Source organism: Flavobacterium sp. (assembly GCF_050696275.1).
In the GTDB taxonomy this organism is placed as follows: Bacteria; Bacteroidota; Bacteroidia; order Flavobacteriales; family Flavobacteriaceae; genus Flavobacterium.
On sequence record NZ_JBOGUT010000010.1, the window covers coordinates 40,159 to 65,637 of the forward strand.

Annotated in this window: 23 protein-coding genes; 8 read left to right on the top strand and 15 right to left on the bottom strand. The window is 33.8% G+C overall.

Features of this window, described 5'->3' with window-relative positions; genetic code table 11:
- Positions 1-118: 118 nt before the first annotated feature.
- Positions 119-517 (top strand): glyoxalase, encoded by a 399-nt coding sequence (locus ACRDEC_RS07195; protein ID WP_431497661.1) that lies wholly within the window; start codon positions 119-121, stop codon positions 515-517.
- Here ACRDEC_RS07195 and ACRDEC_RS07200 read toward each other — a convergent pair.
- From ACRDEC_RS07200 to ACRDEC_RS07255, 12 genes are all read right to left on the bottom strand, one after another.
- A complete protein-coding gene (locus ACRDEC_RS07200; RefSeq protein WP_431497662.1) occupies positions 514-1,179 on the bottom strand; it encodes a DUF2461 domain-containing protein in 666 nt (221 codons plus the stop codon). The genes ACRDEC_RS07195 and ACRDEC_RS07200 overlap by 4 nt on opposite strands.
- Before the next feature lie 42 nt (positions 1,180-1,221).
- Positions 1,222-1,821 (bottom strand): bifunctional phosphoribosyl-AMP cyclohydrolase/phosphoribosyl-ATP diphosphatase HisIE, encoded by a 600-nt coding sequence (gene hisIE, locus ACRDEC_RS07205; protein ID WP_431497663.1) that lies wholly within the window; start codon positions 1,819-1,821, stop codon positions 1,222-1,224.
- A gap of 11 nt (positions 1,822-1,832) precedes the next feature.
- Positions 1,833-2,588 (bottom strand): imidazole glycerol phosphate synthase subunit HisF, encoded by a 756-nt coding sequence (gene hisF / locus ACRDEC_RS07210; RefSeq protein WP_431497664.1) that lies wholly within the window; start codon positions 2,586-2,588, stop codon positions 1,833-1,835.
- A gap of 1 nt (position 2,589) precedes the next feature.
- A complete protein-coding gene (gene hisA / locus ACRDEC_RS07215) occupies positions 2,590-3,318 on the bottom strand; it encodes a 1-(5-phosphoribosyl)-5-[(5-phosphoribosylamino)methylideneamino]imidazole-4-carboxamide isomerase (RefSeq protein ID WP_431497665.1) in 729 nt (242 codons plus the stop codon).
- 4 nt (positions 3,319-3,322) lie between these two features.
- Positions 3,323-3,904 (bottom strand): imidazole glycerol phosphate synthase subunit HisH, encoded by a 582-nt coding sequence (gene hisH, locus ACRDEC_RS07220; RefSeq protein WP_431497666.1) that lies wholly within the window; start codon positions 3,902-3,904, stop codon positions 3,323-3,325.
- Positions 3,904-5,040, bottom strand: a complete 1,137-nt coding sequence (gene hisB / locus ACRDEC_RS07225) for a bifunctional histidinol-phosphatase/imidazoleglycerol-phosphate dehydratase HisB (protein WP_431497667.1) — start codon at positions 5,038-5,040, stop codon at positions 3,904-3,906. Before hisB ends, hisH begins: the two co-directional genes overlap by 1 nt.
- Positions 5,033-6,076, bottom strand: a complete 1,044-nt coding sequence (gene hisC, locus ACRDEC_RS07230; protein WP_431497668.1) for a histidinol-phosphate transaminase — start codon at positions 6,074-6,076, stop codon at positions 5,033-5,035. The genes hisB and hisC overlap by 8 nt, the downstream gene beginning before the upstream one ends.
- Positions 6,063-7,358 carry a histidinol dehydrogenase gene (gene hisD, locus ACRDEC_RS07235; RefSeq protein WP_431497669.1) on the bottom strand — a complete coding sequence of 432 codons (1,296 nt, stop codon included), beginning with the start codon at positions 7,356-7,358 and terminating at the stop codon, positions 6,063-6,065. Before hisD ends, hisC begins: the two co-directional genes overlap by 14 nt.
- Before the next feature lie 12 nt (positions 7,359-7,370).
- Positions 7,371-8,228, bottom strand: coding sequence for an ATP phosphoribosyltransferase (gene hisG / locus ACRDEC_RS07240; protein ID WP_431497670.1), 858 nt, complete (start codon positions 8,226-8,228; stop codon positions 7,371-7,373).
- Positions 8,229-8,465: 237 nt separating this feature from the next.
- Positions 8,466-8,951, bottom strand: a complete 486-nt coding sequence (locus ACRDEC_RS07245; protein ID WP_431497671.1) for a hypothetical protein — start codon at positions 8,949-8,951, stop codon at positions 8,466-8,468.
- Between the two features lie 27 nt (positions 8,952-8,978).
- Positions 8,979-10,355 carry a sensor histidine kinase gene (locus tag ACRDEC_RS07250; protein WP_431497672.1) on the bottom strand — a complete coding sequence of 459 codons (1,377 nt, stop codon included), beginning with the start codon at positions 10,353-10,355 and terminating at the stop codon, positions 8,979-8,981.
- 1 nt (position 10,356) lies between these two features.
- The gene (locus tag ACRDEC_RS07255) at positions 10,357-11,025 is read right to left on the bottom strand and encodes a response regulator transcription factor (RefSeq protein WP_431497673.1); all 669 of its coding nucleotides are present in this window, start codon (positions 11,023-11,025) and stop codon (positions 10,357-10,359) included.
- Between the two features lie 133 nt (positions 11,026-11,158).
- Between ACRDEC_RS07255 and ACRDEC_RS07260 the strand changes: the two genes are divergently transcribed.
- Positions 11,159-13,246 (top strand): LTA synthase family protein, encoded by a 2,088-nt coding sequence (locus tag ACRDEC_RS07260; RefSeq protein WP_431497674.1) that lies wholly within the window; start codon positions 11,159-11,161, stop codon positions 13,244-13,246.
- 5 nt (positions 13,247-13,251) lie between these two features.
- Here the strand turns inward: ACRDEC_RS07260 and ACRDEC_RS07265 are convergent, their stop codons facing one another.
- Both ACRDEC_RS07265 and fabG read right to left on the bottom strand, forming a co-directional pair.
- Complete coding sequence (locus tag ACRDEC_RS07265) at positions 13,252-15,279, bottom strand: hypothetical protein (RefSeq protein ID WP_431497675.1); 2,028 nt, start codon at positions 15,277-15,279, stop codon at positions 13,252-13,254.
- A 56-nt stretch (positions 15,280-15,335) separates the two neighbouring features.
- Positions 15,336-16,082 carry a 3-oxoacyl-[acyl-carrier-protein] reductase gene (fabG, locus tag ACRDEC_RS07270; RefSeq protein WP_431497676.1) on the bottom strand — a complete coding sequence of 249 codons (747 nt, stop codon included), beginning with the start codon at positions 16,080-16,082 and terminating at the stop codon, positions 15,336-15,338.
- A 260-nt stretch (positions 16,083-16,342) separates the two neighbouring features.
- Here fabG and pheT point away from each other — a divergent pair, with 260 nt between their 5' ends.
- From pheT to ACRDEC_RS07300, 6 genes are all read left to right on the top strand, one after another.
- Positions 16,343-18,763 carry a phenylalanine--tRNA ligase subunit beta gene (gene pheT, locus ACRDEC_RS07275; RefSeq protein ID WP_431497677.1) on the top strand — a complete coding sequence of 807 codons (2,421 nt, stop codon included), beginning with the start codon at positions 16,343-16,345 and terminating at the stop codon, positions 18,761-18,763.
- 135 nt (positions 18,764-18,898) lie between these two features.
- Positions 18,899-19,585 (top strand): hypothetical protein, encoded by a 687-nt coding sequence (locus tag ACRDEC_RS07280; RefSeq protein ID WP_431497678.1) that lies wholly within the window; start codon positions 18,899-18,901, stop codon positions 19,583-19,585.
- 128 nt (positions 19,586-19,713) lie between these two features.
- On the top strand, positions 19,714-20,592 hold the full coding sequence (locus tag ACRDEC_RS07285) for a pirin family protein (protein ID WP_431497679.1): 879 nt from the start codon (positions 19,714-19,716) through the stop codon (positions 20,590-20,592).
- A gap of 82 nt (positions 20,593-20,674) precedes the next feature.
- A complete protein-coding gene (locus ACRDEC_RS07290) occupies positions 20,675-20,986 on the top strand; it encodes a GNAT family N-acetyltransferase (RefSeq protein WP_431497680.1) in 312 nt (103 codons plus the stop codon).
- Between the two features lie 58 nt (positions 20,987-21,044).
- Positions 21,045-21,926, top strand: a complete 882-nt coding sequence (locus ACRDEC_RS07295) for a pirin family protein (protein WP_431497681.1) — start codon at positions 21,045-21,047, stop codon at positions 21,924-21,926.
- A 3-nt stretch (positions 21,927-21,929) separates the two neighbouring features.
- Positions 21,930-22,322: an OsmC family protein gene (locus ACRDEC_RS07300; protein ID WP_431497682.1), complete on the top strand. Its 393-nt coding sequence runs from the start codon at positions 21,930-21,932 to the stop codon at positions 22,320-22,322.
- A 389-nt stretch (positions 22,323-22,711) separates the two neighbouring features.
- Here ACRDEC_RS07300 and ACRDEC_RS07305 read toward each other — a convergent pair whose 3' ends face one another.
- Positions 22,712-25,453 (bottom strand): fibronectin type III domain-containing protein, encoded by a 2,742-nt coding sequence (locus ACRDEC_RS07305; RefSeq protein ID WP_431497683.1) that lies wholly within the window; start codon positions 25,451-25,453, stop codon positions 22,712-22,714.
- Positions 25,454-25,479: the final 26 nt, after the last annotated feature.

Below are 25,479 nucleotides of genomic sequence, written 5' to 3' on the forward strand. Positions count from 1 at the left end.
TTTGAATGTGTTATTTTAAATTCTTACAAAACATGTTTTCAACACTAAATTACTAATAACTTTTTTAAATCAGGAAGAATTTCAACATTGATATTCGCTAACTTTAAAAGAAAAAGATATGGAAAATCGTGATGAAAGTATTATAGACCTAAGAAGGGAAAGTATTGGAAATATCACATTGCAATCGTCTAATGAAGAGATTTTTCAAAACAAAACCCTGCGTCCTATTTTAAAATTACAAAATGACTTGTTTATTCAGGTATTCATAAATTACGCCGTCAAGCAGAAAGGCGGTTTTTTTATCCTTACACCAGAGAAAAAAATGAATTATATCGAGAATGTAATCCAACGTGATATTAAATTTAGAAACTCACTAAAAGGCATGATAATTGGGCTTTTTACAGTTGAAGAATATTTGGAATACATAAAAAATTCATCAAACTTAAATAAAAGAATGATGAATTTATTGATAGAAAGATTAAAAAGCCAGGTACAACTTTTAGAAGAAGAGTATTAATAAATAGTCTCTCCGTTTAGATTTGTCCCGAGAACATCGCTCATATAGTCAAAAAACGGGCGCATGGCTAAAAAAGTATGCAATGCTTCATTTTTGAAGTCTTTGTCAAGTATTTCTTTATCAGTGAAACGACGGTAAACCAGGTATTGTTTTTTCCTGATTAAATCAATAGCCGGATGTTTTTTATCAAAACCTTTCGGAGCTGTTTTTAACTCCTGTCCTTGCAGCATACCGAAATTTTTAGAGAAATTTTCTTCCGAAATAATCGAACGTATTGCAGTATCATCCAATTCAAATTCTTTCCGAATCCTATTCAGATCTTCGGCATTAGGTTCCCAAAAACCACCGCCAATAAAGCTTGCTCCGGGTTGAATATGCAAATAATATCCGCCTCTTAAATACGGTTTTGTTCTATCAAAACTAACACTGAAATTATTCTTGTAAGGTGTTTTATCTTTAGAAAACCGAATATCGCGGTAAATACGGTGAATCTGCATCTTTTCAATGCTATCATGTACCGCAAATGCGTCGTTGATTTCCTGAAAAAGTGTTTTAATTTCTTTTTGATGCTTTTCAAATTGTTTTTTATTTTCTGCAAACCAGTCTCTGTCATTGTTTTGCTCTAATTCTGAAAGAAAATCCAACGCTCCTTTTAAACTCATCTTTTTATTTTAAAAATACAATTTTTTGGTTATTGTCTTCAATTAATTTCCTCTTGATTCTAAAACTGAGACAACATCTTCCAGCTGATAGCCTTTTGCCTGTAATAAAATGAGGTAATGAAACAGTAAATCAGCACTTTCATTTAGAAACAAAGAGTCGTTCTTATCTTTAGATTCAATTACGACTTCAATTGCCTCCTCTCCTACTTTTTGAGCAATTTTATTAATTCCTTTTGCAAATAATGAGGCAACGTAGCTTTTTTCAGTATTGCCTTTTTCTCTCCGTTCATTAATGGTTTTTTCTAGTTTTGATAAAAAGCCAAATGATTGATTATTAAACTCTTGCCAACAAGTAGCTGTTCCTTTATGACAAGTTGTTCCAATAGGATTTACAGACACTAATAAGGTATCTTTATCGCAGTCTTCCTTGATGTCAACTAAGTTTAAAAAATGACCGCTCTCCTCTCCTTTTGTCCATAATCTATTCTTAGAACGACTGAAGAAAGTCACTTTTTTTAGTTCCAAAGTTCTGTCTAATGCTTCCTGATTCATATAACCCAGCATTAAAATATTTTTGGTTGTTGCATCCTGAATAATTGCAGGAATTAATCCGTCAGGATTTTTATTAAAATTGATAATCATTTGTTCTTGATTTAAATTCGTATGGGAATTGATTTATTTTTAAGGTAAGATTTAAGTTCCGTAATTTTAATTTCATTAAAATGGAAAACACTCGCAGCTAAAGCGGCATCTGCCTTTCCTAAAATAAAAGCATCTTCAAAATGCGACATTTTTCCTGCTCCGCCTGAGGCAATAACCGGAATATTTACTTTTTTTGAAAGCTGGAACAGCGCTTCATTAGCAAATCCAATTTTGGCTCCATCGTGATCCATGGAAGTAAATAAAATTTCACCTGCTCCTCGTTGTTCAGCTTCTTTTGCCCAATCGAATAAATTAATACCCGTAGGGACTTTTCCTCCAACTAAATGCACTTTCCAAATGCCGTTAATTTGCTTAGCATCAATGGCGGCCACTATGCATTGATTTCCAAATGTTGCTGCTAATTCATTAATTAAATCTGGATTTTTAACCAGCGAAGAATTCACAGCAACTTTATCAGCTCCATTTTGAAGCAACAATCTGACATCTTCAATAGTTGAAATTCCACCACCAACTGTAAAAGGAATATTAATTGTTTTAGCAATTTCCCGGACTAAAGGAATTAGTGTTTTTCTTCGTTCCTCCGTGGCAGAAATATCTAGGAAAATCAGTTCGTCAGCTCCTGTTTCAGCATATTTTTTTGCTAATTCAATAGGATCGCCAGCATCTCTTAAATTTAAAAAATTGACCCCTTTTACAGTTCTGCCGTTTTTAATATCTAAACAGGGTATAATTCGTTTTGTAAGCATCTTATTTGTTATTTAAAATGAATTTTTCCAGTTGTTTCAGTGAAATTCTGTTTTCATAAATTGCTTTTCCAATGATAGTTCCTTCACAACCTAAATTAGCTAATTTTGGTAATTCATCAAAATCTGAAATTCCACCTGAAGCAATCAGCTTTATGCCTTTTGAAGAATCTATAATTTCCTTATATAATTCAAAATTAGGACCTTGTAACATGCCGTCTTTAGAAATATCCGTACATATAACATATTGAATTCCATTGCTTTGATATTTATTGATAAACGGAATTAACGATTCTTCGCTTTGTTCCAACCAACCTGAAATTGCAATTTTTTTATTATTTGAATCAGCTCCCAAAATAATTTTATCCGGACCATAGATTTTTAACCAATTAAAAAAAATATCAGGCTTTTTAACCGATATACTTCCGCCTGTGATCTGACCGGCTCCACATTCGAAGGCAATTCTCAAATCATCATCGCTTTTTAATCCGCCGCCAAAATCAATTTTCAAACCTGTTTTGGAAGCTATTTGCTCTAAGACTTTGTGATTGATGATTTTATTGGATTTGGCACCGTCTAAATCGACCAAATGCAGGTGCTGAATTCCATGCCCTTCAAACTGCTTAGCCACTTCTAGCGGATTTTCATTGTATATTTTTTTTGTATCGTAATTTCCTTTGGAAAGACGGACACATTTTCCATCAATAATATCAATGGCGGGAATAATTCTCATTGCATTATAGTTTTAAAAAATTATTTAAAATTTGTGCACCATAAACTCCACTTTTTTCAGGGTGAAATTGTACGCCGTAAAAGTTGTTTTTTTGCAACGCAGAAGCATACTCCAAACCATAATTTGTAATAGAGATGGTTTCGTTGCAAATAGGCGCATAATAACTATGCACCAAATACATATATTCCTCGGATTTGATTCCTTCAAATAATACCGAATTTAAATTGTAAACAGTATTCCAGCCCATTTGCGGCACTTTTACCTCATTTGAAAACCGTTTTACATCTACATCAAAAACGCCTAAAGCTTTTGTATTTCCTTCTTCGGTTGAATTGCATAAAAGCTGCATGCCGAGACAAATTCCTAAAACTGGCTGCTTAAACGATGGAATCTCCAGGTCTAATTTCGATTCACGCAATTTTTTCATGGCACTTGAAGCTTCTCCAACTCCTGGAAAAATGATTTTATCGGATGATTTTATTATTTCCAAATCATTCGTTACCAATCCATTATGTCCTAATTTTTCTAAAGCAAGTAGAATACTTTGTGTATTTCCTGCCCCATAATCTATTATTGAAATTTTCATTATAACATTCCTTTTGTGCTTGGTAAAATCATTTTTTCGGCATCTCGCTTTACTGCAGCTTTTATAGCTTTAGCAAAAGCTTTAAAAATTGCTTCAATTTTATGGTGTTCGTTTGTTCCTTCGGCTTTAATATTCAAATTACATTTTGCACCATCCGTAAACGATTTGAAGAAATGAAAAAACATTTCAGTGGGCATTTGACCAATCATTTCTCGTTTAAAATCGGCTTCCCAAACCAACCAATTTCTTCCGCCAAAATCAATGGCAACTTGGGCTAAGCAATCATCCATTGGCAAACAGAAACCGTATCTTTCAATTCCAAGTTTATTTCCGAGTGCTTTCGCAAAAGCTTCTCCCAGCGCAATTGAAGTATCTTCAATAGTGTGATGTTCATCGATTTCTAAATCTCCTTTAACATCAATTTCCAAATCCATTTGACCATGGCGGGCGATTTGATCTAACATATGATCCAAAAAAGCAATTCCGGTTGAAACCTTACTTTTTCCCATTCCATCAAGAGTCAAATTAATAGTAATATCCGTTTCGTTTGTTTTTCTCACAATCGATGCCTCTCGAGAGCCTAATTTTAAAAAGGTGTAGATTTTTTGCCAATCATTGGTTTCCAAAGCAATGCAAGCCTGTAGTTCTTCTTGCTCCAAAGACGTTTCAGCAGTACCCAAATTAGTATTATCCTGAATGAAAATAGCTTTAGTTCCTAAATTTTTCGCCAGCTCGACATCGGTCAGCCTGTCACCAATCACATAGGATTTGGATAAATCATATTCTTCTGAAAAATATTCGGACAGCAAGCCAATCCCAGGTTTACGTGTGCTTTTATTTTCATGCGGAAAACTTCTGTCGATAAAAACTTTGTCAAAAATAACGCCTTCACTCTCATAGGCATTTATTATGAAATTATGTACCGGCCAAAAGGATTCTTCAGTAAAATTTTCAGTTCCAAGTCCGTCCTGATTCGTAATCATTACCAATTCGTAATCGAGTTCTGTAGCTATTTTACTCAGATAAAGAATGCATTTTGGATAAAAAACCAATTTTTCAAAAGCATCTATCTGCCCATTGGCGGCTTCTTTTATGATAGTTCCATCACGGTCAATAAATAAAACTTTCTTAGTCATTTGTTAGTGATTTTAATGTGTTGATTAATTGTGAATTTTCATCATCTGTTCCAATGGTTATTCTCAGGCAATTATGGCAAAGTTGATTCTTACTCCTATTTCGAATTACAATTCCTTTTTCTGTTAATTGCCTATAGCGAAAATCTGCATTATCTACTTTGATTAACAAGAAGTTAGCGTCAGAAGGATATATTTTTAAAACAAAATTTACCTCAAGTAATTGTTTAGATAACTTATCCTTACTTCTTTTTATAGTACTAACTTCAGTACTGAATGATTTTTTTTGGCTTAATCGCTCCAATGCTTTGCTCTGCGTCAGAATATTTAAATTATACGGAGGTTTAATTTTAGTTAAAACAGAAATAATACTCGTTGAAGCATATAAAATTCCCAATCGGATTCCAGCCATTCCATATGCCTTTGATAAAGTTTGAATAATAACTAAATTAGCATACTTGTCTAATTTCCGTAGCCAGCTTTCAGAATCTGAAAAGTCGATATAAGCTTCATCTAAAACTACTAATCCTTTAAAACTTTCTAACAAAGCTATTATAGTTTCATTTGAAAAAGAATTCCCCGTTGGATTATTGGGAGAGCATAAAAAGATAATTTTTGTATTGGTATCAATATTTTCTATTATTTCTGGGATGTTAGGATCAAATTCTTTCGTCAGTAAAATCTCCTTATTTTCAATAGCATTCAAATTTGCCAATACATCATACATTCCATACGTTGGAGGAAGGGTGATTATATTGTCTTTATTTGGTTCGCAAAATGCCCTGAATAGTAAATCGAGCACTTCATCACTTCCATTTCCCAGTAAAATTTGACTTACAGGTACTTTTTTGATGACAGACAAAGCTTCCTTTAATTGCCTTTGCTCAGTATCAGGATAACGGTTTACACCATTTTCAAACGGATTTTCGTTAGCATCAAGAAAAATCATCTGCTGATCAAATGCTTCAAATTCACTTCTTGCAGAGGAATACGGTTGCATTTCTGCAATATTTTTTCGGATTAATTTATTGATTTCCATTCTTAATTGCTTTTAATCGGATTGAAACTGCATTTTTGTGAGCCTGTAAACCCTCGGCATCTGCCATAATTTCTATAGTTTTGCCTATATTTTGTATTCCTTTTTCAGTAATTTTCTGAAAGGTCATCGATTTCAAAAAACTATCTAAACTTACACCACTGTAGCTTTTTGCATAACCATTTGTGGGAAGTGTATGGTTTGTTCCTGAGGCATAATCTCCAGCACTTTCAGGAGTATAATTCCCAATGAATACTGAACCGGCGTTGGCAATATTATCAATAAAGAAACTTTCATTTGAACTGCAGATAATAAAATGTTCCGGTGCATATTCGTTGATAATAGCCATGGCTTTCTGCTCATTTTCAACTAAAATTAATTTTGAATTAGCTATCGCTTTTTGAGCAATTTCTTTACGAGGTAAGTCATTTAACTGAATTACAATTTCCTTTTCAACTTGATCTAAAATAGACTTAGAAGTAGTAATCAGAATTACCTGGCTGTCAGATCCGTGTTCTGCCTGACTCAATAAATCTGAGGCAACAAATGCGGGATTGGCCGATTCGTCAGCAAATACCAGTAATTCGCTTGGGCCAGCCGGCATATCGATTGCAACTCCAAACTGAGTTGCCATTTGCTTTGCTGTAGTTACAAATTGATTGCCCGGACCAAAAATCTTATCTACTTTTGGAATGGAACCTGTGCCATAAGTCATTCCGGCAATTGCCTGGATTCCCCCTATTTTTATTATCTTATCAATGCCGCATAAATAGGCAGCAAATAAAATAGCAGGATTTATTTTTCCGTTTTTATCAGGAGGTGTGCACAAAGTAATTTCACTGCAGTTTGCTAATTTGGCCGGAATAGCTAACATTAAGACTGTAGAAAATAAAGGAGCCGATCCTCCCGGAATGTATAATCCAATTTTTTGAATAGATCTTTTTTCCAGCCAGCAAGTTACTCCATCTGTCGTTTCAACTTCAATTTTATTGGTTTTTTGAGCGATGTGGAAAGTCTCAATATTCCTTTTTGCTTTAGCCATAGCTTCCTTCAAATCATTTGATATTAAAGTAATTGCCTCGTCTATTTCTTCAGTTGAAACGGTAAAGTCAGACAAAGTAATGCCATCAAAAAAAGAAGTGTATTTTGCAATGGCGATATCTCCTTTCAGTTTTACTTCTTTAAAAATTTCCCTGACGGTTTCTTCAATATCCGCATAGGATTGAGTTGGTCTTTTTAAAATTTCAGACCAAATGTCTTGGGCAGGATTTATTATTTTTTTCATTATCTGACTTATTTACAATACTATTTTTTCAATTGGACATACTAAAATCCCTTCGGCTCCAGCTGTTTTAAGCTGATCTATCACTTCCCAAAATTTTTCTTCATCAATTACAGAATGTACACTACTCCAGCCTTCATCAGCAAGAGGCATTACTGTTGGACTTTTTAAAACCGGAAGAATCTTACTCACTTCTGTAATTTTATTGTTTGGGACATTCATCAAAATATATTTAGATTTTCGAGCTCGCAGAACTGACTGAATTCGAAACTGAAGTTTGTCTAAAATGATTTTGGCTTCAACAGAAATTAAAGGCGAAACAGCTAAAACAGCTTCACTCTTAAAAATGACTTCGACTTCTTTCAGGTTGTTTTTAAACAATGTGCTTCCGCTGGAAACAATATCAACAATGGCATCTGAAAGTCCAATGTTTGGAGCTATTTCAACGGATCCGGAAATTTGGTGAATTTCTATTTCGACATTTTTGGAACGGAAATAATCTGAAACGGTTTTGGGATATGATGTAGCTATTTTTAACCTATTTAAATCTTCGATTGAATTATAGGCAAAGTTTTTAGGCACAGCAACTGATACTTTGCATTTTGAAAAGCCTAATTTTTCTATCGTTTGAATGTGCTGCTTTTTTTCAACCAAAAGATTATCCCCAACAATAGCAGCATCTACTACTCCATCGATTAAATATTGGGGAATATCTGAATTTCGCAGAAAATAAACCTCAAGCGGAAAATTAGAAGCAGTTATTTTTAATTGGTCATTTCCATTATTGATGGAAATTCCGGAATCTTTTAGAATTTGAACACTGTCTTCATTGAGACGTCCTGATTTTTGAATGGCAATTTTTAACATACTCATTGTTTTAATTAATGTAATGAGTATACCAACTGGGAAGTGCTGAAAATAAAAAACCCGTTTGATATACTCAAACGGGTTACTAGTTATATGATTTATTACAATATCATCACTACCTCGCTCGAGCGTGGGAAAGATGATGATGATGTAATTGATTTAAAAACATAATTTTTTTTGTTGGGTACAAATGTAAGCGGATTCTTTTGAAAGAAACAAATTTATTTAAAAAAATATTTTTATTTATTTTCCAACCTCTTCATGTTCAGTCGAATTGACTGTGTTTACTGAAGCTTCTCTAATTTCCGTATGACGGATTTCTCCACCGGAAGTTCCCACAGATTTAGATAATACAGCTGAAATAATAGACAAAGTAATCACTAAATAAGCAAGAAATATTGCTTTTGGGTGTTTTTTTCGATTGAAATACAAGCCTAAAATTGAAGTTAATCCTAAAGCATACATTACTTTCATAAACCCTTCGGCCAATTCTTCATGCTCGTGAATCAAATCGTGTGAAATACCTAAATTTTCAACGATATCCTCTCCTTTTTCACCTGTAAACATAGATATTTTGCCCATAATCATGCAAATAATAAAAATACTATACGCTGTGTTAATCAATGTTGTATTTTTTCTGATAATCCCATAAAGCAAAATACCGATTCCAAAAAATAATCCGATAATTGGAAAATGGTTCACTACCATGTGTAAATGTGCATCATTCATACGTTTTTTTTGATAAATATAATAATTTTATTTGAAAATCAGTCTTACAGTAGTATTCTGATTGATTTCACTTTCTATCAGAATTTCAATTTTAAGTAAATCACAAAGGCGTTTCACTATTGATAATCCAAGTCCGGTTCCTTCTATTCTTGATATTTTAGTCGCGTCTGAACGAAAAAAGGGATTGAATATCTTCTCTATTTCTTCTTTTTGAATTCCAATTCCTGAGTTTGAAATTTGAAATATAATGTTACCATTTTCTTTTGAAAGACACAATGACAAACTGCCATTTTCATTGCAGTATTTTAAAGCATTTGAAATTAAATTGGATACAATAATGGTAATCATATCATAATCGGAAGTAACATAAAAATCATCTTCAAAAGAAGTTTTACAATTGATTTTAAGCAAATTGGTTTCTCTTGAATATCTGGTAAGTGTATCCAAAACTAATGCATTCAAATAAACCGATTCCTGTTTGATGTTCTGCTTTTGATTTTCAAAACGGGCTAATAAAAGTAGTTCATCAACTAATGTGTTTAGACGGTCAACTTCTGAGATACAAAAAGTTATTTTATCCTTATATTCTTCTTTATCACGAGGTTTACGAATCAAAACTTCAAGTGTTCCTTTAATTATAGCTAATGGAGTGCGTAATTCATGAGAAGCATCGGATGTAAATTGCTTTTCTCTTTGAACGGCACTTTCAATCCGATCCAAAAGGCTGTTTATGTTACTTGAAAGTTGGTATAATTCGTCTTTATTTTGCGGTAAAGTAATTCTGTATTTTAAATTATCTCTTGTAATTAAATTGGATGTTTCGATAATAGAATTTACTGGTTTTATACTCCTTCCTGCAATAAAACGAGCAAAAATGAATAATATTAAAAGTACAATCGGATACAAAATATATAGCACCCGGCTTAAATTATTCAATACCGAAGTAGCATCTTCTAAGGACATTGCAATGAGCAGATAGGCTTCCGTTTTTCCTTTTATAATAATGGGGACTTGTGCCTGTCGTATAATTTGATCTTTAAATATTGTCGTATAAAAAATTTCAGAAACTTCTTTGTTTAAATTTAAGCTGTGGCCGTTAAGATTAGGTGATTTTTCAATTGAAACTCCATCTATTCCTGTAATCTGAACAAATACCGGATCGATATTAATTTCTTTATGTTCCCGTTCTTTCCATTCTTCTTCATTAATCCATACGATTTTCTTCTCATTCAGCTTCATTTCCTTGAAATGATTTTTAATTTCATTTCTGATATCTGCGTTTACATCACTGAAAACACTCCATCTAACAATAGAAAATATGAAAATGAAAACTATAGCCACAAGTAGCGCTGTTGAAATCATATAATTTAATGCAATCCTGTTTTTAAATGAAAGTTGCGGCATATCAATTATTATCATCCGCAATGTAGCCTACTCCACGGATTGTTTTTATAAATTCTTCTTCTTTTTTAAAATTTAGTTTTTTCCGGATTGCGTTCATAAATACATCTATAACTCCTGTATCGTATTCAAAATGTATTCCCCAAACGTTTTCTATAATTTCATTTCGGGTGCAAACGCGTCTTTTATTTTCGATTAGGTATTTCAATAAATCAAACTCACGTTGGGTAAAATTTATCTCCTTATCATTTGCTAAAACAGTATGTTTCAATACATTGATTTCAACTCCTCCTAACTTCAGAATTTTATTTTTGCCGGTATTCCGAAAATGAATTTTTATCCGTTCCAAAAGCTCTTCAAAATTAAATGGTTTTTTTATATAATCGTTAGCTCCTGATTTCAAACCTTCAATAGTATCCTGAACAGTATCTTTTGCAGTAAGGAATAATATAGGAGTTGTTTTGTCTTTTTCCCGGACTGCTTTGCATACATCAATACCGGTAAGCTTTGGCAACATCCAATCGAGTAGAATTAAATCCGGTTTTTGCTTTTCTGCCAACAGAATTCCTTGTAAACCGTCGACAGCTACAGTAGTCTCATATCCTTCTTCTTCAAGACCTTGCCTTAAAAAATTTGAAATCCCTGCTTCGTCTTCGATAATTAAAATACGCATTGCTTATTAAAGATTTATTAACAAACTATTTTTTGCAAAAACCATTTACTCTATACAAATATACAGTTCTTAAGCAAAACTTAAGTTTTTTACATTTTTCATTTTATAGGTTTGTTGACATTTATTTTTTACAATGAAAGCCCTAAACAAAATAGCTCCTTTTTTATATTTAATTCTTTTTTACGGAATTATAAATGTCATTTTGAGATTGACACTTCTTTTTAATCCCATTACTCAGACAAATTTCACTTTTTTTGATACCCTTAAAATTTTTGGTTTAGGGGCCATATCTGATTTTTTTATTTTTCTTATCTCAGGTTCAATTCTATGGATCTACTTGCTTTTTTTATCTAATGAAAAATTTCAGAAACCTTGGGGTTACATCATTTTTGGGATATTAGTAGGATTATTGGTCTATGTTACTTTTTTTAATACTATTTTGAATGAATATGGAGGTGTTTTACCGGAAATAGGAATGAGTTTTATAGGACTAAAAACTGTTTTATTCGGATTATTGCTCTTTTTACCAAAATACCGCAGTCAAATCAGGTTGGCATTATATTCAATTACAATTTTTATTTTCGTCTTATTAATTATTCAAAATTCAGTCAGTGAGTACTTTTTCTGGAATGAATTTGGGGTAAAATACAATTTTATTGCAGTAGATTATTTGGTTTATACCAATACTGTTATCGGAAACATTATGGAATCTTATCCAGTACTTCCTCTATTTTTAACCATTGGAATGCTGTCTTTCCTAACTACTTATTTTATTGTCAAAAAATCAAAAGTCTACTTGAAAAATCTCCCTGGTTTTATTGATAAATTAAAGATAACGGCAATTTATAGCGTATTATTTATAGCTTCTTTAATTGCTGTTCCTTTTTTGGCAAGTGCCGAAAATTCCCAAAATATATTTAAGAATGAATTACAAGCAAATGGTATTTACAAATTTTACCTTGCCTTTATGAATAGTGAATTGGACTATTTCAAATTCTATAAAACACTGCCTAAGAAAGAGACTTTAGCCCTTTTGAAACAAGAATTTCCAGGTATTTCAAACGATTCTTCAATAAGAAGTATTGTATCTGATGGCAAAGAATCTCACAAAAATGTAGTGCTGATTACTGTTGAAAGCCTGAGTGCAGATTTTATGAAAACCTTCGGAAACGAACAGAACATTACTCCTTTTCTAGACTCATTAGCAACAAAAAGTCTGCTATTTACTAATTTATATGCCACAGGAAACCGGACAGTTAGAGGATTGGAAGCGATTACACTGTCAATTCCTCCAACAGCTGGCGAGAGTGTTATAAAGCGAAAAGATAATAAAAATAAATTCTCAACTGGAAGCATTTTTAAACAGAAAGGTTATAATGTGAAATTTCTTTATGGAGGAGATGCTTTTTTTGATAATATGGAAGATTTCTTTAGCGGAAACTGTTATGATATTGTCGATAAAAAAAGGTTTAACCCAAATGAAATTACATTCCAAAATGTTTGGGGTGTTTGCGATGAGAATTTATATGACAAAGCAATAACTGTGATGAATAAAGAATCTAAAGAAGGTAAGCCTTTTTTTAATCATATAATGACTGTTAGCAATCACAGGCCATACACTTATCCTGAAAATAAAATCGATATTCCAGCCGATGCAAAATCTCGTGAAGGCGGTGTAAAATATACTGATTTCGCCATTAATAAATTTTTTACTATGGCTAAAAAACAGTCATGGTATAAAAATACTGTTTTTGTTATTGTTGCTGATCATTGTGCTTCTAGTTCGGGAAAAACAGAATTACCAATGGAAAAATACCATATCCCAGCCATGGTTTTTGCTCCCGGATTTATAAAAGCTGAAAGATATGATACACTAATGTCGCAAATTGATGTCATGCCAACTGTAATGGGATTATTGAATTTTCAGTACCAAAGCAAATTTTACGGGCAGAATGTTTTTAAATCGGATTATAAACCTAGAGCATTTATTGCTACATACCAGGATTTAGGATTTGTGAAGGATAAAATTTTAACTGTAATTTCTCCAAAGCAAAAAGTAAAACAATTTGATTTAATTAGTTCTTCAGAAGGAAAGGGAGTTTCAACACATTATGAGGAAAAACCAAGAAAAGTACTGAACCAAAATCTGATAAGAGAAACTATTTCTTTTTATCAAAGCACATCAGAAATTTTAAAGGAAAATAAATACCAAAAGCTTTGAATAATTTAAAGCAGTCCGTTGTATTTTCTGATAAACCATTCTGCCGCGAATGTTATGGTCAAAATGATTAGAAGCCAAATCCAATCCAGTAAAGGTGATTTTGTTGTAACTGCTTTCTGTATTGGAAGATAATTTTTATTTTTTATCAGAGAATCAATCAATTGATCTATTTGCTTTGGGTAAAAAACAGTACCATTTGTATTGTTTGCCACTTGCTTTAATCTTGATACATCAGGATTGATAAATTGTTTTTCAATTTCGAAATCCAAAACTTCAAAATTACCGGCATAAGATGTTTTGGAATTATTTTCCTTGACTGTAAAACCATAATTACCAGCATTCAACCCTTCAATATTTACTTTATATTCTGCATTTCCTTTTAAAAAATCGAAAATTTTTGTTTCATTGGTTTTTTTATTCTTTAACTGAATCGTTAAACGGGCATTTTCATCAAATTCGAAGTTTTTATTAAAATATTGCGCTGAAATTTCAATACTTTCTCCTGAATTATAAAAACTTTCATTAGCAACAATTAATGATTTTTTAGCAGCATTGGAAGCTAAATATTGAATGATTTTATTCGAAAAAATATCAAATTGCTCAAATGATTTCGTTCTGACATGGCTTTCAACACGCCATTTCCAGATATTTTCCCCCAAAAGAAAAGCATTACGATTGATTCCGTTTTCTGAAAAAACCAATAACGGGTTATCTGTTTTGATATTTCTGATCCTTGCTTGCAAAAGTGTATTTGTATTTCCTTTTAAGACAATATTTCCGAAAGGGTTTTCTAACGGAGGAAATTGTTCAAAACCAATATCGTCTAAAGCAAATGAATTGAACTGCGAATTAAAATCAGCTGAATAATCTTCTTTTTGTCCGGACATTTTAAATTGAATCTGATCCTGGTATTGATTCAATAAATTAAAATCGGTGCTGGTTCCTGTAATAATCCAAGTGTTAATTTTAAGCTTGCTGTTTTGGTCTAAAATAGATTTAAATTCAGCATTTGGCTGGTACAAAATTAAAACATTATAATTTTGTAATGAACTAATATCTTTTGGTTTAACTATATTTACCTTACGTTGTTGATTAGATTCAATAGAACGTTTTAAAGCACCTAAATCAGGATGATTTACAGATGATATTAAAGCAATTTCCGAACGCTGATCAATTACTTCAACTGCAAAATTCTTACTGTTATTGTATTTGTTTTTTTCATTTTCTAAAGAAGAAATTACAGCTTTGTATGTATGTACTCCTACTCTGTCTGCATTTAATAATACTGATAATTGCTGTGCTTTTTTATTTGGTGAAAATGAAACATTCTGTTTGTGGATAGTAGTATTTCCTTGTTGAATAATAAAGGAAGCATTCACATTTTTGTCTCCGTTATATTGTAAAAAAACTTCAACCGGAAATTTATTTTTAAGAAATGCATATTTATTGGCATTCAGCTGATTGATTCTTAAGTCCAGGAATGAAGTAGTATCTCCTAAAATCAAAGGATAAACTGAAGTATTCTGTTGAAAACTATATACATAATCTTCTCCTATCGTCTGATTTCCGTCAGATAATAAAACAACAGGAAAACTTTGGTTTCTGTATAATTGCTTTAAATTTTGTGCTGCTTTATGAATATTGGATTGTTTTCCTTTAAAATCTATCGGGCTTCCGGAATAAAAATCTTCATCAAAAGAATACAATTGAACATCATACTTTGAAGTAAGCTGACTGTTTTCTGTAATTTTTTTGGAAAGTAATTTTGTGATACTGTCCTGTTTTAAAAAATGTATCGATTCCGAATTATCAACGATAACAGGCAATGGTGTTTTTACTGTTTCAAATGTTTTCCTTGAAATAATAGGATTAATTAGCAACAGCAAAATCAGAAAAATTGAGGCAAATCTCAAAAAAGCCAAAAACAAAACCAATTTTAATTTGTTTTTGACTTTATATAAATACTGATAAAATGACAATCCAAACGCTGCTCCAATAGAAAGCAGTATCAATAAAATAGTGTTTGTGGTCATTTATAATTTGTTGTTAAAATTTTAAACTTCGGCCCAATAAAGCCTGAAATTGATATCTAGGTAAGCATTCCTCCATCAACGTTCATTACTTGCCCAGTAACATAAGTACTCATGTCTGACGCTAAGAAAACACATGCATTTGCTACATCTTCAGGTGTTCCTCCTCTTTTCAACGGAATGTTTTCCCTCCATCCCTGAACTACATCTTCGTTTAGTTTTGCCGTCATTTCAGTTTCAATAAATCCTGGTGCAATAGCATTACAACGAATATTTCTGGAACCTAATTCTAAAGCAACCGATTTTGTAAATCCGATAACTCCAGCTTTTGAAGCCGCATAATTCGTTTGACCTGCATTTCCTTTCACACCAACAACACTACTCATATTGATTATTGAACCTGCTCTGTTTTTCAGCATAATTCTTTGGACAGCTTTAGTCATATTGAAAACAGACTTCAGATTCACATTAATAACATGATCGAAATCTTCTTCAGAAATACGCATTAGTAAATTGTCTTTTGTAATTCCGGCATTGTTTATTAAAATATCCACCGTTCCAAAAGTTGCCACAACGTCATCTACTAATTTTTGTGCTTCATTAAAATCTGCTGCGTTAGATTGGTATCCTTTGGCTTTAACACCTAAAGTGGTTAATTCATCTTCTAAAATTTTTGCTGCTTCAGCTGAAGAACTATATGTGAATGCTACATTTGCTCCTTGTTTTGCAAAAACTTCTGCAATTCCGCGACCAATTCCTCTACTCGCTCCTGTAATTATAGCGGTTTTTCCTTCTAATAATTTCATCTTAAAGTTTGTTTGTTTACAATTGAATTCTGAAACAAATATAGAAATTGTTTATTGTTTAAAAAAAACTTACGATTAATTAAATATTTGTAAATATCTGCATTCAAAAAAGGACAACTTTTTTTTATACTACGCACAACAATATATATCTTTGCGATTCTATAATTTATTCGCAGGAATTGGGTGTTTCCTAATGGTTAAGGATTAGCATTTAAATTAAGAATTACGCAGGACATTAAAAAAACAATAAATATTTACGTATGAAAATTTCATATAACTGGTTAAAGCAATTTATTAAAACGGATTGGGATTCTGAAAAAACAGCTTCAATGCTTACTGACTTAGGTCTGGAAGTAGAAGGTGTTGAAAAATTTCAATCTGTAAAAGGAGGATTAGAAGGCATTGTTGTTGGGCATGTACTTACTTGTCTTCAGCATCCGAATGCAGACAAACTAAAAATCACTACAGTTGATTTAGGAACAGACTCTCCTCTTCAAATTGTTTGTGGTGCCAGTAATGTTGCAGCCGGACAGAAAGTGCCTGTTGCGACAATCGGAACTATATTATATGATAAGGAAGGTAAATCTTTTGAAATAAAAAAAGGTAAAATTCGCGGTGAAGAAAGCCACGGAATGATTTGCGCCGAAGATGAATTAGGTCTTGGAGACAGCCACGAAGGAATTATGGTTCTTGATGAAAAGTTAGTTCCGGGTACACCGGCTGCTAAGGTTTTTAGTATTGAAAATGATGAAGTATTTGAAATCGGATTAACTCCTAACCGCGCTGATGCCATGAGTCATTGGGGAACTGCAAGGGATTTGAGAGCCGGAATGCTGCAAAACGGAACTAATGTTGAGCTGATTACTCCTTCGGTTTCTAATTTTAATATTCAAAAGCGTACCCTTAAGATTGATGTTAAAGTTGAGGATTCTAAACTGGTACCAAGATATTGCGGTGTTACTATTTCTAATGTAAAAGTAGGAATCTCTCCGGCTTGGCTTCAAAACAGGTTGAAAGCAATCGGAATTACTCCAAAAAACAATATTGTCGATGTTACCAATTATGTTCTTCATGAATTAGGACAGCCATTGCATGCCTTTGATGCGTCTAAAATTCACGGAAAAATTATTGTACAAAATGCAGCTGAAGGAACAAAGTTCACCACTCTGGACGATGTAGAGCGTACTTTGAGCAGTGAAGATATTATGATTTGCGATGAAAAAGGGCCTCTTTGTATTGCAGGTGTCCTAGGCGGAAAAAACTCTGGTGTAACTGATAATACAACGACACTATTTTTAGAGAGTGCTTATTTCAACTCTGTTTCAATAAGAAAAACAGCCAAAAGACACGCTATAAATACAGATGCTTCCTTCCGTTTTGAAAGAGGAATTGATCCAAGTATTGCAGAATATGCTTTGAAACGCGCTGCTATATTAATTCAGGAAGTCAGTGGAGGTGAAATCACTTCAGATATTGTAGACATACATCCTAAAAAAGTTGAAGATCATCAGGTATTTTTAAATCTTGAAAATGTAAATAAGCTAATTGGCCAACAAATTCCGGATGATGTTATCAAGAAAATTTTGGTTTCACTGGATATTAAAGTAAATAGTATTTCCAAAGTTGGTTTAGGATTAGTAATTCCTGCTTACCGAGTTGATGTTACTCGTGAAATTGATGTTATCGAAGAAATTCTAAGAGTTTATGGATATAATAATATTGGCTTCACTCAAAAATTAAACGCTTCAACTTCTCATTCATCAAGAACGGAAGATTATAAAATTCAGAATATAGTTGCTAATTTATTGGTTGGAAACGGATTCAACGAAATGATGGCCAATTCATTGACAACTCCTGCTTATGTAGCTTTAAGCGATAGTTTAAATGAAAGCAATAACGTATTAATGCTTAATCCTTTAAGTAATGATTTATCTTCTATGAGACAATCGTTGCTTTTCTCTGGACTAGAAGCTATATCTTATAATATTAATCGCAGAAATTACGATTTAAAATTATTTGAATTCGGAAAATCATATCATAAATTACTATCCGGTTATCAGGAAAACAATCATTTAACGTTACTGATGACTGGAGACAGAATACAAGAAAGCTGGACGACACCTCAAAAACCATCTGATTTCTTTTTATTCAAAGGATATGTATTGGCCATTTTAGAGAGATTAGGATTGAATAAAATCGTTTCATTACCTCTAAATACAGACGTTTTTGCTGAAGGAATGGTTTATGAAATGGGTAATTCAACACTGGTTGAATTTGGAACAGTTAAAAAATCCGTTTTGAAGCATTTTGACATCAAGCAGGAAGTGTTTTTTGCCGATTTTAATTGGAGTGCTATTTTAAAGCAAATTTCAAATAATATCAAATTTACTGAAATCTCTAAATATCCTGAAGTAAGACGAGATCTTGCTCTTTTATTGGACAATAAAATTGAATTTTCCCAGTTGTTTGAATCTGCTAAAAAAACAGAAAAAGCGTTATTAAAAGAAGTAAATCTTTTTGATGTGTATGAAGGTAAGAACCTTCCATCAGGTAAAAAATCCTATGCGATTAGCTTTATTCTGCAGGATAATGCTAAAACATTAACAGATTCGCAAATTGATAAAGTCATGAGTAAACTGACTCAAAACTTTGAGACTGAATTCGGTGCTACTTTAAGGTAATTTCCTCTTAAATAAATAAAAACTCCTGTAAGCCGCAGGAGTTTTTTTATTGGAATATGTCAAGTGTTAAACTTCCCTTCTTTATTGCGACACAATCTATAAATTACTAATTTTATGTGACTTATAGATTCTATTATGGCTTTTCACAATGTTAATATTGAAGAAAAATTAATAGCCGAACGTACTAAATGGCATGGTTCAAAGTCGATTATGCAATATGCTCAAGACAGTATAGAAAATCAGGAGCATACCGGTCAATTCACATTACTCAACAAGCTTTACATTGATAAACTGGAAAGTCATAAAATGTATCATATTGATACAATTCAAAAAATATGCATTGATTATCGCCTGCGTTTTTTAGATCGGAAATATTACAAACTCGACATTCCCCAAGAGGCTCTGCTTCGGATTGATCAAATAGAGCTTGAGCATCAGACGACACTTCACAGTTTTAAAATTATTGCTCCTGCAAAGGCTTTAAAGTTAAAAAATGCGGACGATCCGTTACTATTTGTTCCCATTGGGAATGATTATTATTACCTGATCCACAAATGGGGAAATAACCTGAACAGCTTTAGAAAATGGCTGGTCCTTCCATTCAAAAACCTGGGCTTTCTGATTTTGTTTACCGCTATTTTAAGCTTACTTACCACTTCTCTTATCCCTTTCAGGAATTATGGGAACGAAAGTTATAACACTGTCAAATTCATTACCTTCTTGTTTATTTTTAAATCCTATTGTGCCATACTGCTTTACTATTGTTTCTGGAAAGGAAAAAATTTCAGTTCATACAACTGGAACAGCGAATATTACAATTAGGATACTATTTATTCTTAAAACTTCTTTTAAACAGGAGTTTTTTATGCCATACATTTCTTAATCTAAATTAAGTGCTTTTGCCTCTGTTGTGAAGTAACTTTGTATAACAATTTAAAAAAACAAATACAATGGCAACAAAAAATATAGCATTTGTTTCAACACCAAAAGCCCCGCATTTTGTGGGTGACGGCTTTAGAGTACATAATTTTATTCCAAGTGGTGACGGGTTGAGCATGGAACGTATGAGTCCGTTTATTATGTTAGATTATAATTCAAAATATAATTTTCCGCCTTCAGAAATTCCAAAAGGAGTTGGTGTACATCCGCACCGTGGTTTCGAAACGGTAACAATAGCTTACAAAGGAAAAGTAGCGCATCATGACAGTGCCGGTGGCGACGGAATCATTAGTGAAGGAGACGTACAATGGATGACGGCAGCTTCAGGGGTTTTGCACAAAGAATACCACGAAGAAGAATTCAGTAAAACTGGAGGTATCTTCCAAATGGTACAATTGTGGGTCAACCTTCCTGCAAAAGATAAGATGACAGCACCAAAGTACCAAGGGATCACCAATGATCAAATCAGTAAATATCAACTTCCTGATAATGCTGGAATTATTGAAATCATCGCTGGGAATTACAAAGGAGTTACAGGGGCAGCGTCGACATTTACGCCTGTAAATCTGCAAAATGCTAAATTAAACAAAGGCGGAAAGGCTGATTTTTCTTTTCCAGCCAATTATAACACCGCTTTACTAGTCATAGAGGGCAGCATTAAAGTAAATGATACACAGCTTGTTCCAACAGATCATTTTGTATTATTTGAAAATAAAGGGGAAGATTTTACCGTTGAAGCGCTGGAAAATGCCATCGTTTTGGTTTTGAGCGGCGAACCTATTAAAGAACCAATTTTTGCTCACGGTCCATTTGTAATGAATACACGAGAAGAGATTATTCAGGCTTTTGATGATGTAAATTTGGGTAAATTTGGATATCTTGAAGATTAAATAAATTAATACTAAAAACAGTCGGTTTAAAAACAGGCTGTTTTTCTTTAATTAACTATAAATAATACAATCAAAAAACACTATGAAACCAGAATATTTAGACATTCCATTGTTGAAAAACGAAAAAGACAATCAATTTGAAATCACTGTTGAAGGACACAAAGCCCTCATTGTCTATAAAGAGCATCAAAGTATCATTACACTCATTCATACGGAAGTGGAACCTGATTTAGAAGGAAAAGGTGCTGCAACAGCTGTAATTGAAAAGACGTTGGATTATATCGAAGAGAATAAATACACGCTTGTTCCTCTTTGCCCTTTGGTTTTTGCCTATATAAAAAGACATCCAGAATGGAAACGAATTGTAGACAGTAGTTTTAAAGGATTCGAATAAACCAATATATAGCATTACTTTAACTGAAATCACTTAATTTAAATACTAAAAAACAGTCATGTCAAATATCAAGCTTATTATAGAAGAACGGGCTGCCAACATTGGGAATTTTTTTGTTGGACGCTTACTGCCTTTCAGAGAAAAACGTACCGTAGGCCCATTTGCCTTTATTGATCATATGGGACCGGCTCATTTAAAAGAATACCAGAATTTAGATGTTCCGCCGCATCCGCATATAGGACTGTCTACCCTAACCTATTTGTTTGAAGGCAGTATCATGCACAAAGACAGTTTGGGAACCGAAGTAGAAATTAAACCGGGAGCCGTAAACTGGATGACGGCAGGCAATGGCATTGTACATTCGGAGAGAACACCGCTCTATTTAAGAACTTCCGATAAGGTTTTGCACGGATTACAGATTTGGGTGGCATTGCCCAAAGACCTGGAACAAATGGAACCTTCTTTTTCACATGTGGAAGAGCAAGATATTCCGCATTGGACGGAGAACAATCTTTCATTTAAACTGGTTGCAGGAGAAGCTTTTGGCAGAAAATCACCTGTTCCGGTGTATAGTCCGATGTATTTTATTGAAATTAAGAGCAAAACAAGTCAAAAAGTGGCTCTCGGAGAGCATTTATTTGGCGAAAGCGCCCTTTATATTTTGGAAGGAAACATTAAAAGTGACGGAACTGTATTTGAATCAAAACAAATTCTTATTGCCAAAGACAGTAAGCTCTGTGAGTTTGAAATAGGAGAAAATACAACCATTTATATCTTTGGAGGTGAAGCATTTCCCGAAGAAAGAATCATCTTTTGGAACTTTGTAGCGACAAGTAAAGAACTAATTGAGGATGCAAAAACCCGTTGGGAGCATCAAACTTTCCCGAAAGTTCCGGGAGAAACCGAATTTGTACCGCTTCCTGCACCAGTAAAATTTTAAATCATGGCAAAAACAACAGCATCAATAGGAAAAGAATTGTATAAGACCGAAATTACATCTGGGGTAAAAACCATAATTGCAGATGAGCCCATAGAAGCCGGCGGTAAAGACTTAGGATTTGCTCCGAGGGATTTACTGGAAGCTTCATTAGCTTCCTGCATCGCAATTACGCTGCGAATGTATGCCAACAGGAAAGGATGGGATCTGACCGATACCAAAGTGGAAGTACATTTAGAATGGGATGCCGATAAATCGATGTCAGTGATAACAAACAAAGTAGCCTTGTTTGGTACACTCGATGATGCACAAAGAGAGGCTTTATTGAAAATTGCCGGCAAATGCCCTATTCATAAAGTATTGACTAATCCAATTGAGATTACGACTTCATTAGGTTAAAAATGTGTTACTATTGTTTTGGTACCAGCTGCAAAGTCTTTGGTACCAGTTAAGAAATCATTAGTACCACTTAATAAATCATTGGTACCAGCTAAAAAGTCATTAGTACCACTTAATAAATCATTGGTACCAGCTAAAAAGTCATTAGTACCACTTAATAATCATTGGTACCAGCTAAAAAGTCATTAGTACCACTTAATAATCATTGGTACCAGCTAAAGAATCGTTAGTACCAGTTAAGAAATCGTTAGTACCAGCTAAATAATCATTGGTACCAGCTATTTTTGAAATTGGATAATACAAAAAACCCCATCCCGTTTTACAACAAGATGGGGTTTTGTCCCTTTTGGCACTCCCCAAGAATGGGGAATGCAAGGGTATTTTACGGTTTAGTCCACAACTAACTTGGCCGTAAATAACTTTCTGGAATGTATTTTTAGAATATAAACCCCTTTTGGTAAGTCCTGAGTAATCAGAGAATACTTGTTGTTGTTTACGTTTTTAGTAGCATAGACCAGCTTACCTTCCGTGTTGAAGATTTCAATTTCATCGATAGGATAATCTGACTGGATGAATGTTTGTTTTTGGGTATCGGTTGGATTTGGATACACTTTCAGACCATTGTCAATTTTGAATTCGTCATTACCTAAATCCCCTACGACTTCAAAAGTAATTCGGTTGGAAACCTCATTATAAGAATCATTAGTAAACATTACAATAAAATAATTCCCGGCTTGCGTTGGTAATTCGGTACTTGCAATATTTTTTGTTCCTTCAGCCAAACCTTCAAAATAGGTATAACTCACCAGAGGGTCTACATTTGGGTTATCTCCTTCATGATAAATTCCTAACCAATCTTTAACGATACCAGGAGCATCGGTCCAAGAAGCAGAAATTTGTTCCCCTAAATCATAGGTAGGCTTGTTGATCCATAATTCGGTAACGATATCCCCTACTTTGAAGAATACTTTGTTGCTCACAGCATTGAAACCATCCTGTAAATAATATTCAGCATAATAGTAGCCTTTTGGCAATCCATTGAACGTTTTGGCACCGGAAACAGTCGTTACATACTGCCAAGCAGCAGATGCAATGCCAGTACCAGGCGTAATTCCCATTTTGTAAATACCAATCCAATCGTTTGTTAACTGCGGGCCATTACTGAAATTGACAATCACCGGAGCACCCACTGCATATTCAGATTGGTTAGTGCTTAAGACCGGAACCGGACCAACATAAAAGTATTTTCTAGCAGCGATTTCGGTATAACCACCATTAGAAAAAATGGCAGCATAATAACGTCCTTTATTAGGAAGTCCTGCAGGAAAATTAATAAAGCCGCTGGCGCTTCCATTGGTATACTGCCAAGTTTGAGAAGGAGATGCGCCACCTGGAGTCTGCCCCTCTTTATACAATCCTATCCAAGTAGATGTGCTGGCTGGGGCATCAGTAAAGTTGACTTTTATTGCCGCGTTTTGAGAATAAGTAACCGCATCAGTGGTAATTTCTGTGTTGACAGTAGTGCTTCCCGCAACGGTGAACGATTTTACATCACTCCACGGAGACCATTCCAAGTTACGGTCACGATATCTTAACTTGATGTAATATTGACCGTTAGGAATCGAATTTGAAGCCAAGTTCATTTTAGTAATATCTACTCCTAAATTAATATTTACGGTAGAATCCTTTTGAGTGCCGTATTTACCATATAAATTTTCGAAATCACGATATACTTCTTTTTTGATAATATCGAATGTAGGCGTTTGAGAAATTTGAAACTGAGTTGTGTTTAATAACTCATTTGATGCTGTGCTGTAAGCAGAACCTGAAATTGTTAAAGGCAACGTCATACTGGCTGGAAAGTTGTTTGTAATGGATGGTTTTGCCGGAGCCGGTTTGTTTTTGTAGCGATGAAATTCATCCATAAGCTGGTTGTTTTTCCATTTATCTACACTACCGATAGAATAACTTTCGATGTCCATTTTTCCATTGGTTACATCAATATCTACGATTTGGTAAATCCAATTACAGATTGTTTTCTGCACATCATCAAAATCCTGTTCCGTAGAAGAGCCCCAATACTGATCCCAAGCCGTACCACCGGAAATAATGTTATAGGTAGGCGTGTTTTTTAATTGCCCTCTGTGGTACAAATGATGGTGTGCACCGATATGCATGGTATATTTAGGAGAAGTTACCAAAAGTGGCACAGCAGTATTACGTACCCAAGTCGAAATGTCTCCAACGTATTGCTCCGCCTGATACGGTCTGTGGCTTAAAGAGAAAATCCATTCTACTGTATTATCAGTATTCGCAGCTGCCAGAACCTGTTGCAACCAATTGAGTTGGGCGGCCCCTGTGTGCTCAGAGCTCAGACTGATAAACAACACATTTCCGGCCTGCTGCGCATAATAATTTTCAGTTCCTGAAGAAATTCCTTTGTAAGTTAATTCGCTGATGTAAAAATGATCGTAATACGAGTTCATTCCCAAAGTTCCATAGGTTTCGTGATTACCCACGGTAGTTTGAATAGGAATATTTCCGGAAAGTCCCCTATTCTTTTTAAAATGAACATGCTCGTAATGATCTAAAGTACCCACATCGACCTGATCCCCAACCATAAAAGTCATGGAAATATTATCATCAGGAGATAAAGAAGCACCCCATTTTTGTTTGATTTTTCTTTTTGCCGCTGATACTAATGAATCATATCTTGGTACTGCTTTCAGCTGATTGTCACCCATAATCAGAAAACGGATATGACCATCTGCTGTAGCTGCCTGTCCCGGATTAGGTAATGTTTTAAAAGAAGTGACAGCTGAAACTGCAGTTCCGGTTTTGATTCTGTAGAAATATTTAGTGTTTGGAGAAAGATTCACCAGTTTTACACTATGGTAGAAATAATTACCAGGATAGCCCGAATCCGTAAAGATATTAGTGTTACCAGTAACTGTGACGTTAAGGTTAGCAGATGTAGTTCCGTATTCTACAATAGATTCCGTGTTGCTGTCCGTTTTCCAGTTAACATAGATAGAAGTTGGCGTCGCATTTTGCAGATACGGGAACAAACTTTGGGCCTGACCTACCATACCGGTAGTTAAAAGCCATAAAAGAAAGTAGATTTTTTTCATTGTTTTTTAGTTGGTTATTTTGATTG